Origin of the sequence: Sphingomonas sp., assembly GCF_025353885.1 — a bacterium.
In the GTDB taxonomy this organism is placed as follows: domain Bacteria; phylum Pseudomonadota; class Alphaproteobacteria; order Sphingomonadales; family Sphingomonadaceae; genus Sphingomonas_O.
In genome coordinates this window covers 42419-55491 of the sequence record NZ_JANXNX010000102.1, presented here as the reverse complement: position 1 = coordinate 55491, position 13073 = coordinate 42419, and the positions used below count along the sequence as shown (strand labels likewise).

The 13073-nt window shown below is 59.7% G+C and carries 12 protein-coding genes and 1 tRNA gene; 6 read left to right on the top strand and 7 right to left on the bottom strand.

Going from position 1 to position 13073, the window contains the following annotated elements; genetic code table 11:
- The 4 genes from Q0R02_RS11280 to Q0R02_RS13835 all read left to right on the top strand — a co-directional run.
- A partial coding sequence (locus Q0R02_RS11280) for a TrbG/VirB9 family P-type conjugative transfer protein (protein ID WP_293883570.1) occupies positions 1-222 on the top strand: 222 nt, incomplete at its 5' end.
- On the top strand, positions 219-1511 hold the full coding sequence (locus Q0R02_RS11275; protein WP_293883568.1) for a TrbI/VirB10 family protein: 1293 nt from the start codon (positions 219-221) through the stop codon (positions 1509-1511). The genes Q0R02_RS11280 and Q0R02_RS11275, both read left to right, overlap by 4 nt.
- Positions 1512-1520: 9 nt before the next feature.
- Positions 1521-1757, top strand: coding sequence for a DUF2274 domain-containing protein (locus Q0R02_RS11270; protein WP_293883566.1), 237 nt, complete (start codon positions 1521-1523; stop codon positions 1755-1757).
- 118 nt (positions 1758-1875) lie between these two features.
- The gene (locus Q0R02_RS13835; protein WP_367271462.1) at positions 1876-2001 is read left to right on the top strand and encodes a helix-turn-helix transcriptional regulator; all 126 of its coding nucleotides are present in this window, start codon (positions 1876-1878) and stop codon (positions 1999-2001) included.
- Positions 2002-2378: 377 nt separating this feature from the next.
- On the opposite strand, the gene Q0R02_RS11260 is transcribed toward Q0R02_RS13835, so the two are convergent.
- From Q0R02_RS11260 to Q0R02_RS11250, 3 genes are all read right to left on the bottom strand, one after another.
- Positions 2379-2454 (bottom strand) — tRNA-Thr (locus Q0R02_RS11260).
- A 24-nt stretch (positions 2455-2478) separates the two neighbouring features.
- Positions 2479-3345, bottom strand: coding sequence for a hypothetical protein (locus tag Q0R02_RS11255; protein ID WP_293883564.1), 867 nt, complete (start codon positions 3343-3345; stop codon positions 2479-2481).
- On the bottom strand, positions 3342-4658 hold the full coding sequence (locus Q0R02_RS11250; protein ID WP_293883562.1) for a replication-associated recombination protein A: 1317 nt from the start codon (positions 4656-4658) through the stop codon (positions 3342-3344). Before Q0R02_RS11250 ends, Q0R02_RS11255 begins: the two co-directional genes overlap by 4 nt.
- A gap of 173 nt (positions 4659-4831) precedes the next feature.
- Between Q0R02_RS11250 and Q0R02_RS11245 the strand changes: the two genes are divergently transcribed.
- Both Q0R02_RS11245 and Q0R02_RS11240 read left to right on the top strand, forming a co-directional pair.
- Positions 4832-5359: a PadR family transcriptional regulator gene (locus Q0R02_RS11245; protein ID WP_293883578.1), complete on the top strand. Its 528-nt coding sequence runs from the start codon at positions 4832-4834 to the stop codon at positions 5357-5359.
- A complete protein-coding gene (locus Q0R02_RS11240) occupies positions 5359-5682 on the top strand; it encodes a DUF2218 domain-containing protein (protein ID WP_293883560.1) in 324 nt (107 codons plus the stop codon). The genes Q0R02_RS11245 and Q0R02_RS11240 overlap by 1 nt, the downstream gene beginning before the upstream one ends.
- Positions 5683-5812: 130 nt before the next feature.
- Here the strand turns inward: Q0R02_RS11240 and Q0R02_RS11235 are convergent, their stop codons facing one another.
- From Q0R02_RS11235 to rpoC, 4 genes are all read right to left on the bottom strand, one after another.
- The gene (locus tag Q0R02_RS11235) at positions 5813-6994 is read right to left on the bottom strand and encodes a glycosyltransferase family 1 protein (RefSeq protein ID WP_293883558.1); all 1182 of its coding nucleotides are present in this window, start codon (positions 6992-6994) and stop codon (positions 5813-5815) included.
- Between the two features lie 49 nt (positions 6995-7043).
- Positions 7044-7736 (bottom strand): endonuclease/exonuclease/phosphatase family protein, encoded by a 693-nt coding sequence (locus tag Q0R02_RS11230; RefSeq protein ID WP_293883556.1) that lies wholly within the window; start codon positions 7734-7736, stop codon positions 7044-7046.
- Between the two features lie 45 nt (positions 7737-7781).
- Positions 7782-8558, bottom strand: coding sequence for a sulfite exporter TauE/SafE family protein (locus Q0R02_RS11225; protein WP_293883554.1), 777 nt, complete (start codon positions 8556-8558; stop codon positions 7782-7784).
- A 200-nt stretch (positions 8559-8758) separates the two neighbouring features.
- Positions 8759-13024 (bottom strand): DNA-directed RNA polymerase subunit beta', encoded by a 4266-nt coding sequence (rpoC, locus tag Q0R02_RS11220; protein ID WP_293883552.1) that lies wholly within the window; start codon positions 13022-13024, stop codon positions 8759-8761.
- Between the last annotated feature and the right edge of the window lie 49 nt (positions 13025-13073).

Here is a 13073-nt window from a genome sequence, read left to right as displayed (position 1 = left end):
CCAGCCAGCCTGACTGTCGGCGAAGCGCCACCACTGTTCATTCGTGGGAGCAAGGGTGAGGCCGAGCTTGTCAACTATCGGGTCAGCGGCACCTATTATGTCGTCGACCGCCTGTTTGACGTCGCCGAACTGCGGCTCGGCACCAGGCACCAGCAAATCGTCACGATCAGCCGCGATAACGATGCTGGCGACCGGCGGCGCGGCAAGCGGAGGGCATCATGACCGATGCGCAAAAACCCGGTGGTCACAGGGATCCGGTTCCGTCTGTCGATGACAAGTCCGCAGCAGTCGAAACGCAACCAGGCGGGAAAAAGCAGGACGAGCAAAAATCACCGCCGAAAATGGACGCCGCTTTGGCGAACTTGCGTGGTCAACCGGCGAAGGTCGAACGCTTCAAGCGAGGCGCGATCATTGGTGCCAGCGGCGGCGTCGCTCTGGTGATCGTCGGTGTCGTGGGAATTGCGTTCACGCATCATGCGCCTTCTCTGGTCACCACCTCGGACCGCAGCGATGTTGATACCAAGGGGGCGGGGCAGACGCTTGCGAATGTGCCTTCGTCCTATGACGGTGTGACGCCCAGGCTCCGCGCGCCGCTGCCGGGCGATCTCGGCAAGCCGATCCTCGATCATGAACGCGGCCTCGACGGCATGGGTTCGATGACCTCATCATCGCAACCGCTGGTCGATCAGGCGGCCGAAACCGAACATCAAAGACTGATGGTCGAGCAAATGTCGGCGCGGACGTCCGCCGTCATGATCACAACCCAGAATGGCAATCGCGTGGCCGAAGCGACAGCGTCCGCGGCGACGGCGCCTGCTGGCGCAAGCGAGCCTGGCAAGCTTGCGATCGACGCGGATCACGATCCCAATGCGCAACAGCGCAAAGCCGACTTCGTCGGTACAAGCGACCGGGGCGGGGACGTCAATCCTCATGCGCTCACTGCGCTCGTTTCGCCTTACACGCTGTCCGCCGGCAGCGTCATTGCCGCCAGCCTGATCACCGGACTTCGATCGGATTTACCGGGACTCGTCACGGCGCAAGTGACCGAGCGCGTTTATGACAGCCCCACCGGCCAAATTTTGCTGATCCCGCAGGGTGCAAGGTTGATCGGGAGCTATGACAGCGTCGTCGCCTTCGGTCAGCGTCGTGCGCTTGTCGTCTGGCAGCGCATCGTTATGCCAAATGGAAGTTCGCTCACCATCGATAACGTGCCTGCGACCGATGCCTCGGGCTATGCGGGGCTGGCTGATAAGGTCGATTTTCACACCTGGTCGCTCCTCAAGGGCATGGTGATGTCGACGATCCTCGGCGTTGGTTCGAGCCTGACCTTCACTGGCGAAAGTGACCTCGTCCAGGCGATCCGGGAATCCACGCAACAGAACGTATCGCGTGCAGGTGACCAGATCACCTCGCGCAACCTGCAGATTCAGCCGACGATCACGATCCGGCCCGGCGCGCCGGTGCGGCTTGTCATTCACCGCGATTTGATCCTCGCCCCGTGGCATGATTAGGAGACGATAATGCCCAGCCTGAAACTTACCCGTTTGCCCGATCGGGTTCCGGTCAAACTGGCGCTTCATGTGCTTCCCGACCTTTACCAGGCTCTGACCGAATACGTCGTGATGTACGCGGAAGCCTATGGTGAGCAGGTTCGGGTCGAAGACCTCGTCCCGGCCATGCTGGCCAGCTTTCTCGAAAGCGACCGTGGGTTTGTCGCTGCCCGCGCGGAACGCGCCAGAATCGCTCCGCCGCGATAGATCAAGATATCTTCTTTTTCGTCAGTTCTCATTTGAAAGGTCCGAAATGGCTTCGCAATTGGACAGATTTCTTCGGTTACACTCCGTATTGGAGCTCACCGGGCTCAGCTGATCGACATTGTTGAGGCGCGTCGAAGACGGTTCTTTTCCTCAACAAGTGCAGATCAGCAAACGCTGTATGGCGTGGCGTGAATCATCAGTCAGAGCCTGGCTTGCGAACCCATCGACATATCGAGAGCAATAGCTTGCACTAGTTCAGGATACTGACGAGCTAAAGCAGAATCCGGTCCGATTGCATCGGATCGACTGCTTTCGATTTGACGGGTTTTCGCAAGGGCAGCAGACGATTCTCCCTGCTTCGAAAACGCTCTGGCCGTGGACATTGTTCTTCGAGCTGTGTTGAGTCGCTTCTTGTGACCAGAGAAACGTCGCGAATCACCATATATGAAGCGCGCGAAAACGGCGTCAAATCTGACCGTCCGCAGCCAAAACGTCGAAAATAAATTTGGGCCAAACTTTTCTCGGGTAAAATTTACCCTCGTCAGCTGTTGCCCACTTTGTTGCCCAGTTCGCAAATCTTTAAGAAAAGTTTGAGATAGTCTGTCTAAGTCATTGATTTTATGGTGCCGGCTGCAAGGTTCGAACTCGCGACCCCCTGATTACAAATCAGGTGCTCTACCAACTGAGCTAAGCCGGCACATCGTGCGGCGCCTCCTTTGCGTCAGCGGACGCCGAAGGTCCAGCCCTCTGTTTCGGCGACGGCGGACAAGCCCTGTGGATTCCAGAGATTTTCGTTGTCGGCAACCGTGCGAAGCCAAGCCGAGGTCAGGATCGCGTCGGTGGCATGGTCGGTGTAACGAGGCATCGGTTCATGAGGGCCACACCCGATCCGCATCAATGCCGTGTCGAGCGCCGCGGCGTCGCGCATCTTTGTCCTCCCCTTCGGCAAGCCCGCCGCGACGGCTGCAAGGCTGGTATATATTTCCACCACGACAGAACCATTGTCCGGCACCATCGCGAACGGCCATAGGGTCAAATGATTGGCGATCCGGTGGAGCAGGCGCATGCCCGTCAGGCTCGACTTTCCGACCTGGGCCGCCCCGACAAGATTGAAATTGCTGTATGGATTTAATCCCTGCGCGCGCTGTGCGGTCTCGGTCACGCGCAATCGCCCTGCCGTGCCTGCAAAAAGATCACCAGTCCGCCCGCCATGGCGACGAAAATGGCGCGATGCTTCTGCATGGTCGACGAAACTCGATGCGCCGAGGTTGGGGTCATCACTGGCAATGCGATCGACCAAGGCCCAAAGCGAACAGGCGTCGGCCGGACTATCGTTCCAACCCGGAAAATAAGCGCCACAGTCGGCAAAGGCGAACCCGGCACTCAAATCCAGACCGACCAAACTATCATCCGGTAGCGACTCGATCAGCCAGTCCAGCACGTCGTCGCGGGACCAGACATGGCCGGGTCGAATCAATGTCGGTGCCGCCGCGCCATTTGCGCATACCGCAACCGCAATTCCGGGCTGTCTCGGGCCGACCGCACCCGACCAGTCGATCCCGACATAATGCTCAAACCTGCGCGTCAAGGTGAGTTCCGCTCACCCCTCAGCCGGTCCCAATGGGCCATGCGTTCAGCGATTTTCGCCTCAAAACCGCGCGGGGAGGGGGTGTAATAGTCCTGCGCGCCCAACCCATCGGGCCAGTAGTTCGCGCCTGAGAACCCATCGGGAGTGTCAGGGTCATAGGCGTACCCCTTGCCATAGCCCAAGGTCTTCATGAGTTTGGTCGGTGCATTGACGATCGTCATTGGCGGCATCAACGACCCGGTATCCTTTGCGCTGCGCCAAGCCGCTTTCTGCGCGGCATAGGCGGCATTCGATTTCGGCGCAGTCGCTAAATAAAGGCACGCCTGCACAATCGCCAATTCACCTTCGGGTGACCCCAGGAAATCATAGGCATCCTTGGCGGCCAGGCACTGGATCAACGCCTGCGGGTCGGCGAGCCCGATATCTTCGCTGGCAAATCGCACCAGGCGGCGCAGCACGTAAAGCGGTTCCTCACCCGCGACCAACATCCGCGCCAGATAATAAAGCGCCGCCTGAGGATCAGAGCCGCGCAGTGATTTGTGGAGCGCGGAGATAAGATTGTAATGCCCCTCCCGATCCTTGTCATAGACAGGCATCCGGCGATGCAGCAGTGCAGATAGCGCCGCCGGATCGAAAGGTTCGGCAATCGTGATCGAAAAAAGCGTCTCTGCCTGGTTGAGCAGGAATCGTCCGTCGCCATCCGCGCTTGCAATCAACGCGGTGCGGGCATCGGCGGTGAGGGGCAGGCTGCGCTCCTCAACGCGTTCGGCGCGATGCAGCAACTCGTCGAGAGCGGCCGCGTCTAGCCGGTGCAATACCAGCACCTGGGCTCGGCTGAGCAAAGCGGCGTTCAATTCGAAGCTCGGGTTTTCGGTGGTGGCTCCGATCAGGGTGATCGTGCCGTCCTCGACATAAGGCAGGAAGCCGTCCTGTTGGGCACGATTGAACCGATGTATTTCGTCGACAAACAGCAATGTTCGCTGTCCCAGCTTGGCGGCTTCGCGTGCAGCCGCAAAGACACGCTTCAAGTCAGCGACTCCGGAAAACACCGCCGAGATACTCTCGAACCGCAAACCCACCGCATCAGCCAGTAGGCGCGCGATCGTCGTCTTTCCCGTTCCAGGGGGACCCCACAAAATCATCGACGCGAGCTTGCCCGCCGAAACCATCCTGCCGATGGCGCCCTCGGGGCTGGTCAGGTGATCCTGTCCGACGACCTCGCCAAGGCTGGTCGGGCGGAGAAGATCCGCAAGGGGCGCGGTGTCGCCATGGGGAAGTTCGCCGGGAAGGGCGGCTGCAAACAGGTCGGTCATCGTTGCAAGATAAGGCGTCGTACAAAAAAAACACGCGACGCTCTTGCAACACTCAAGATATATCTTAGATAGGCTTTGTGATTACAGAAAAGGAATTAGAATTGTTTCACATACATTCACATCATGAACATGGTCACCGTCACGGCCATGGACGTTTCGCCATCTTCGGCGAAATGGGTCGCGGCGGTCGCGGCGGCTTTGGTCCGCGTGGCTTCGGCGGCCGGGAAGGTGGGGGCGGTCGTCGACGCGTCTTCGATTCAGGAGAGCTTCGACTTGTGCTCCTGAAATTGATCGAGGAGCAGCCGCGCCATGGCTACGACCTGATCCGCGAGATAGAGGATCGCACTGGCGGGGCCTATACACCCAGTCCCGGTGTCATCTATCCGACGCTGACCCTGCTCGACGACATGGGCCTGATTGCCCAGGCGGTCAGCGAAGGCGCGAAAAAGCAGTTTGCCATTACCGAAACCGGTGCCGCCGAATTGCTTGCCAAGGCCGACGAAGTGACTGCCCTTTTCCAAAGGCTGTCCGAACTGGGGGCCATGCGTGAGAAAACCGATGGTTCGACAATGCGTCGGGCGATGGGTAATTTGCGCATGGTGCTGGCGAACCGGCTTTCTGCCGATGACGTCACCACCGATACCTTGCATCAGGTGGCCGCGCTGCTGGACGATGCCGCGCAAAAGATCGAGCGTCTCTGATGGCGATTGCGAGCACCGCCCAGGTGCCGACCACCAGCGGCAGTCGTTATCTGCAACAGCTTTGCAAACATTGGGCGCATAATCTCAAGGTCGATTTCACGTCGGAAGTTGGCAGGGTCATATTTCCGCGTGATGCGCGGGGAAGTGACTGGCCGGCAGATGGGCTGGTTACGATGACGGCCCATGCCGAAACGCTGGAATGCCGGATTGAGGCGAGTGCAAAGGGGCAACTCGACGGGCTGAAGGGCGCCTTGTCCCGCCATCTGGATCGCTTCGCATTCCGCGAGGCACCACTGACGTTCGACTGGAACGACGAGACTTGAAGACGAAGACTACGACCACGAGACAATTGATACTCTCACGACCTGCTCCGCCGCCGCTCCATCCCCGCAGGCCGCATCTGTGGAGCCCTGTAACGATCGCGGAACGTCGGCGGCCACAGCTTGCGTTCAACTAGGGAACCGGGCTCGGTCTTGGCGGGCCACCACCGGCGGCACGCTGACGGACGATGCGCAGATAAGTGTTGGCCAGTGTGCCATTGATCGCATCCCAGCTATATCGGTCCGCCGCGCGCGCCCCGGCCTGACCCGCCGCGGCGCGCTGTTGGGGGTCGGTGGCATAGTCTTGCAGCGCGTCGGCAAAACGCGAAATAGCGCCCGGGCGGATCAGCCGCCCGGTGACGGCGTCGGTGACGAGACTTTCGCTGCCGGTCGCGATTGCCGCGACCACGGGCAGGCCGCTCGCCATCGCTTCCAGTGTCACATTTCCGAAAGTTTCGGTCACGCTCGGGTTGAACAGCAGGTCCATCGACGCGACCGCGCGGCCTAGGTCGGGTCCAGCCTGGAACCCGGCGAAAACTGCGTTGGGCAACCGTCGTTGGAACCATTCGCGTGCCGGACCTTCGCCAATCACCAGCACGCGGTGTCGGACTCCACGCTGCTCCAGCTGCTCGATGGCGTCGGCAAAGACGTCCAGGCCTTTTTCCATGACGAGTCGCCCGACAAATCCGATCACAACGTCATCATCGGCGATGCCCAGGCTACGACGCCATTCAAGGCTGCGTTTCTCGGGCGAAAATATCTCGCGATCGACACCGCGTGACCAGATGCCGACGTCGTAGTTCATCCGCTGGTCGCGCAACAATTGGGCCATGGAATCCGATGGCGCGACGATGGCGTCGCAACGGCGGTAGAACCGTCGCAACAGGGCGGTCACGGCAGGTTCGAGGAATGCCAGCCCATAATAGCGTGGATAGGTCTCGAACCGCGTGTGGACCGATGCGATGACTGGAAGGCCATTACGGCGTCCAAAGGATACGGCACTGTGACCCAGGATTTCGGGCGCCGAGACATGGATCAGATTGGGCGCGAAACGGTGCAGATCACGCTTTGCCCGGGGCGACAGCATCAGTGGAACGCGATATTCGGCACGGCCCGGGATGGGCAGGGCGGGCACCCCGACCAGGTCGCCGGTCGCGGGAAAGGCCGGACTGTCGACCTTCGGCGAATAGACTCGCACTGCCGCGCCCTGCTTTAGCAAATAGCCGACCAGACGATTCAGCGCCTGGTTCGCGCCGTCGCGTACATAATTATAATTTCCGCTGAACAGGGCGATACGCAGGTCTGTAACATCCATGAGCGGTCGATAAGCGCGGCGGGGCGAAATGCCAAATTCTCTCCCCGATTCAGCCGGTCTCGAGCCGCGCCCAGATCGGAAGGTGATCGCTCGCATGGCGCGCACGCACACTATGATGAACGCCGCAGCCTGAGAAATGCAGCGACGGATCGACCATGATCCGGTCGAGCCGTGCCACCGGGCGTTGGGCGTGAAAGCTTTTTCCCGTTGGGGCAAAACGATAATGCCGGCCGAAGTCGTGGAGGCAACCACTTTCCCTCCGCCATTCGTTCAGGTCGCCCATCAGCACCGTTGGCAGTGGCCGTCTTTCATCCAACGCTGCGACGATGGCGCGTGCCTGCTTGCGTCGCCACAGTCCCGACAGGTCTAGGTGCATGGTAACGACCCGCAACCGAATGCCGTTGATACGGATCTCGGCCATGACCGCGCCGCGCGGTTCCAGCGTCGGCAGGTCGATGCGGGCTTGCGTCAGGATTTCGGTGCCCTTGCGAACCAAAATTGCGTTGCCATGCCAGCCGATACTGTCGGGCCGCAGTCCTATGGGGACTGCAACATAGTCGCTGTGGTCGGCAATCATCTGGACGGGCAGGGCGGATACGCGATCGCCAAACCGTCGGTCGGCCTCTTGCAGTCCCACGACATCGGCGTCGATTTCGGACAAGACGTCCAATATCCGCTCCGGTCTGCGCAGTCGATCCGAACCGACGCCCTTGCGGATGTTATAACTCGCAACCTTGATCATCGGGTTGTGCTTAGCCGAACCGCACCGCCGGTAAATGCCCGATTTTCAAGTCAGCAATTTAATGCCGACGATCAGCAGGACGATCGCGAGCACGGGGCGCAGGATCCAATCGGGCGCGCGGCTTCCCAGCAGGCTACCGATAATCACGCCGGGGATCGATCCGATGAGAAGCGCACCCAGCAGCGAGAAGTTGACCGACCCGATATACCAGTGGCCAAGACCGGCGATGAGCGTCAGCGGTACAGCATGGGCAATGTCGCTGCCCGCGATTCGGTTGATGGGCGCGGTCGGGTAAAGGATCAGCAGCGCGGTCACGCCGAGTGCGCCCGCGCCGACAGACGAGATCGAGACAAGCACGCCCAGTGCGGCACCCAGAATGATCGTCCACCGCGCGGTGTCGCCATGGGAGATGCCCTCAAGCCTTGGCCCCGCCCATGCCAAAATACGCGGGCGAAACATGATGGCGAATGCGGTCGCGACGAGGGCCCCACCCAATACCACGGTGATGACACCCGCGGTCTTGGGCCCCGGCGTGCCTTCATAGGCAAGCACCAGCAATGTCAGGATCGTCGCGGGGATGCTGCCCATCGCCAGTCGCCGGACAATTTGCCAGTCGACGGTGCCGCGTTTGCCGTGGACGACGGTGCCGACGCTTTTGGTCGCCGCTGCGTAAAGCAGGTCGGTGCCGACGGCTGTTGCAGGATGGAAGTTGAACATCAGGACAAGCAGCGGTGTCATCAACGACCCGCCGCCGACGCCGGTCAATCCGACCAGCACCCCGACAAGAAAGCCCGCCAGCGAATAAAATGGATTATAGTCCAATGTGCTGCCCCTCGAAGTCCGGGATTCGCTGTAGCAGGACAATCGGCGGGGGGAAGCAAGTGTTGCTTGTGCGGGCGCAAGCGGAAGTCGGGGCAGGGCTCACCGCGATCCTGTCACCCTCGCACTCGCCCGGATGATGATACGCAAAAAGGCCTCCCGGATCGCTCCGAAAGGCCCTTGTTCGCTATCGAGATGTTCTTTTACGAGTTCAGATAATCTCCGGCATCGGCATCAGTGCCGGTGCCCGATGTCACGACCTCGGCCAAGGCATCGTTGCCCGTGTCCGCCTCGACCGGTTGCTTCAGCTCAGCGGCATGCTCTTCAGCAGCCGAATTCGGAGCGATCAGCGAAGCCTGCCAGTCGCGCTGCTGCACGCGAAGTGCCGCGTCACGGCTGGTCGCGGCGATCCGCATGCGGTTGATACCCGCACCCGTACCCGCCGGGATCAGGCGACCCACGATCACGTTTTCCTTCAGGCCCGTCAGCGTGTCCTTCTTACCCTGCACCGAAGCTTCGGTCAGGACGCGCGTGGTTTCTTGGAACGATGCCGCCGAGATGAAGCTGCGGGTCTGCAGCGACGCCTTGGTGATGCCGAGCAGGATTGGCTTGCCTTCAGCAAGAGGCGAGCCGGCAGGCAGCTTCTCATTGATTTCGTCCATTTCCGTGCGATCGACCTGCTCACCAACCAACAGGGTGGTGTCGCCGGAGAAGGTGATCTCGACCTTTTGCAACATCTGGCGAACAATCGTCTCGATGTGCTTATCGTTGATTTTCACACCCTGAAGTCGATAAACTTCCTGGATTTCGGCAACCAGATATTCTGCCAGTGGCTCGATGCCGAGCACTTCCAGAATGTCATGTGGATCGGGTGAACCACCGATCAGGTTGTCGCCGCGCTTGACGTAATCGCCTTCCTGAACGTCGATAACTTTCGACTTCGGGATCAGATAATCAACGACCTCGCCGCCATCCTCGGGCTGGATGCCGATCTTGCGCTTGGCTTTGTAGTCCTTGCCGAACACGACCCGACCACTGACCTTTGCGATGATCGCATTTTCTTTCGGCTTACGCGCTTCGAACAGTTCGGCAACGCGCGGCAGACCACCGGTGATGTCGCGCGTCTTGGCAGCTTCGCGACTGACGCGGGCAAGAACGTCGCCACCGAATACGGTAGCGCCATCATCGACCGACAGGGTCGCACCGATTGCCAGCATATAGCGGGCAGCATCGGCCGCGTCCTCACCCAGCAGGGTCAGGCGCGGACGCAGATCCTCCTTGGTGCGGCCCTGACGATATTCGGTCACGACCTTGTTCGTGATGCCGGTTGCTTCATCGACCTGCTCGACCATCGTCTGACCTTCGATCAGATCCTGATACTTCACGATACCGCCGGTCTCCGTGATCACCGGCATGGTGAAGGGATCCCATTCGACCAGACGATCACCCTGTTTCACCTGGGCACCGTCGTCGAACAGCAGATACGCACCATAGGGAATACGGTGGACAGCGCGTTCGCGGCCCTCGGAATCCACGATGGCGATTTCACCCTGACGTGACAGCGAAACGCGACGTCCGGCCTTATCCTTGATGATTCGCAAGTCGCGGTATTCAAAGCTGCCGTCTGACAAAGCATCGACGCTCGACTGCTCGTTCAGCTGAGCCGCACCACCGATGTGGAACGTACGCATCGTCAACTGAGTGCCGGGCTCACCGATCGACTGTGCGGCGATAACGCCGACAGCTTCACCGATATTGACCGGCGTACCGCGCGCCAGATCGCGACCATAGCAAGCGCCACAGACGCCACCCTTTGATTCGCAGATCAACGGCGAACGGATCTTGACCGCCTGCGTCCCGATCGCTTCGATCGTCAGAATCATCGCCTCGTCCAGCAACGTGCCCGACAGGATTGCGACCTCGTTGGTCTTGATATCGACGATATCTTCGGCCGTGGTGCGACCGAGGATACGTTCGCCCAGCGATGCGATCACCGACCCGCCTTGCACGATCGCCTTCATTTCCAGCGCGCGTTCGGTCCCGCAATCCAGTTCGACGATGACGCAATCCTGCGACACGTCGACCAGACGACGCGTCAGATACCCCGAGTTCGCCGTCTTCAACGCCGTATCCGCAAGACCCTTACGGGCACCGTGGGTGGAGTTGAAATATTCCAGGACGGTCAAACCCTCCTTGAAGTTCGAGATGATCGGCGTTTCGATGATCTCGCCCGACGGCTTGGCCATCAGGCCACGCATACCGGCAAGCTGCTTGATCTGCGCCTGCGAACCACGAGCACCCGAATGCGCCATCATGTAGATGGAATTGATCGGAAGTTCGCGACCGTCTTCACCGATTTTCACAGCGCGGATTTCGGCCATCATGGCATTCGCCACCTGATCGCCGCAACGGCTCCACGCATCGATGACCTTGTTGTACTTTTCCTGCTGCGTGATCAGGCCGTCCTGATACTGCTGCTCGAAATCCTTCACGATGCCGCGCGTCTCATCGACGGTTGCGATCTTCGATTCCGGGATGATCATGTCGTCCTTACCGAACGAAATGCCTGCCTGGAACGCGTGACGGAAGCCCAGCGACATGATCGCATCGGCAAACAGCACAGTCTCTTTCTGCCCGGCGTGACGATAGACGATATCGATGACGTCACCGATTTCCTTCTTGGTCAGCAGCCGGTTGATGACGTCGAACGGAACTTTGTGGTTCTTCGGCAAAGTTTCGCCCAACAGCAACCGGCCCGGTGTCGTTTCATAACGCTTGAGGTAGATGTTGCCGTCTTCGTCAGCTTGTGGAACGCGGCTGATAACCTTCGTGTGCAGCGTCACGGCCTTGGCATGCAGCGCAGCATGAACCTCTGGCATATCGCCCAGCAACATGCCCTGACCGGGCTCGTTTTCCTTCAACATCGACAGATAATACAGGCCCAGGACCATATCCTGCGAAGGCACGATGATCGGCTTGCCGTTGGCTGGCGACAGGATGTTGTTCGTCGACATCATCAGAACGCGTGCCTCCAGCTGGGCTTCCAGCGAGAGGGGAACGTGGACGGCCATCTGATCGCCATCGAAATCGGCGTTAAAGGCCGAGCAAACCAGCGGGTGAAGCTGGATCGCCTTACCCTCGATCAGGACAGGTTCGAACGCCTGGATGCCAAGACGGTGGAGCGTTGGCGCGCGGTTCAGCATCACGGGATGTTCGCGGATGACCTCGTCCAGAATGTCCCAGACTTCCTTGCGCTCTTTCTCGACCCACTTCTTGGCCTGCTTGAGGGTCATCGAAAGACCCTTTGCATCAAGACGTGCGTAGATGAACGGCTTGAACAGCTCGAGCGCCATCTTCTTTGGCAGGCCGCACTGGTGAAGTTTCAGTTCAGGACCGGTCACGATGACCGAGCGACCCGAATAATCGACGCGCTTGCCCAACAGGTTCTGACGGAAGCGACCCTGCTTGCCCTTCAGCATGTCCGACAGCGACTTCAGCGGGCGCTTGTTGGCACCCGTGATCGTACGACCGCGACGACCGTTATCGAACAGCGCGTCGACCGATTCCTGCAACATCCGCTTTTCATTGCGGACGATGATGTCCGGCGCACGAAGCTCCATCAGGCGCTTCAGGCGGTTGTTACGGTTGATGACGCGGCGATACAGGTCGTTCAGATCCGACGTCGCGAAACGGCCACCGTCGAGCGGCACCAGCGGGCGCAGTTCGGGCGGAATGACCGGCACGACTTCCAGGATCATCCATTCGGGGCGGTTGCCCGAATCGATGAAGCTCTCGACAACCTTCAGACGCTTGATGATCTTCTTGGGCTTCAGTTCCGACTTAGTGACGGCCAGCTCGTCCAGCAGGTCCTTGCGCTCACCCTCGAGATCGAGTTCCTCGAGCATGCGACGGACGGCCTCGGCACCGATCCCGGCACTGAACGCATCTTCGCCATATTGGTCCTGCGCTTCGAGCAACTCGTCTTCGGTCAGCAGCGAATATTTCTCAAGCGGGGTCAGGCCCGGCTCGATGACGATATAGGCTTCGAAATACAGGACGCGCTCGAGCTGCTTCAACTGCATGTCGAGCAGCAGGCCGATACGCGATGGCAGCGACTTCAGAAACCAGATGTGCGCGACGGGAGCGGCGAGTTCGATATGGCCCATCCGCTCACGGCGGACCTTGGACACCGTGACTTCGACACCGCACTTCTCGCAGACGATGCCCTTGTACTTCATGCGCTTATACTTGCCACACAGGCACTCGTAATCCTTGATCGGACCGAAAATGCGCGCGCAGAACAGACCATCGCGCTCTGGCTTGAACGTGCGATAGTTGATGGTTTCCGGCTTCTTGATCTCACCAAACGACCACGAACGAATGCGTTCGGGCGAAGCGATACCGATCTGAATCTGGTCGAATGTTTCCGGCTTGGCGACCGGATTGGCGAAATTGGTCAGTTCGTTCATGGGTACGGACCCTTCCTTAGAATTCTGCCCTCTCCCGTTAGGGGGAGAG

What these genes read in the sequence shown, in the direction of transcription:
- Q0R02_RS11275 (WP_293883568.1), top strand. Translation starts at nt 219, where the DNA reads ATGACCGATGCGCAAAAACCCGGTGGTCACAGGGATCCGGTTCCGTCT.
- Q0R02_RS11270 (WP_293883566.1), top strand. Translation starts at nt 1,521, where the DNA reads ATGCCCAGCCTGAAACTTACCCGTTTGCCCGATCGGGTTCCGGTCAAA.
- Q0R02_RS11250 (WP_293883562.1), bottom strand. Translation starts at nt 4,658, where the DNA reads ATGACCGACCTGTTTGCAGCCGCCCTTCCCGGCGAACTTCCCCATGGC.
- Q0R02_RS11245 (WP_293883578.1), top strand. Translation starts at nt 4,832, where the DNA reads ATGGGTCGCGGCGGTCGCGGCGGCTTTGGTCCGCGTGGCTTCGGCGGC.
- Q0R02_RS11240 (WP_293883560.1), top strand. Translation starts at nt 5,359, where the DNA reads ATGGCGATTGCGAGCACCGCCCAGGTGCCGACCACCAGCGGCAGTCGT.
- Q0R02_RS11235 (WP_293883558.1), bottom strand. Translation starts at nt 6,994, where the DNA reads ATGGATGTTACAGACCTGCGTATCGCCCTGTTCAGCGGAAATTATAAT.
- Q0R02_RS11230 (WP_293883556.1), bottom strand. Translation starts at nt 7,736, where the DNA reads ATGATCAAGGTTGCGAGTTATAACATCCGCAAGGGCGTCGGTTCGGAT.
- rpoC (WP_293883552.1), bottom strand. Translation starts at nt 13,024, where the DNA reads ATGAACGAACTGACCAATTTCGCCAATCCGGTCGCCAAGCCGGAAACA.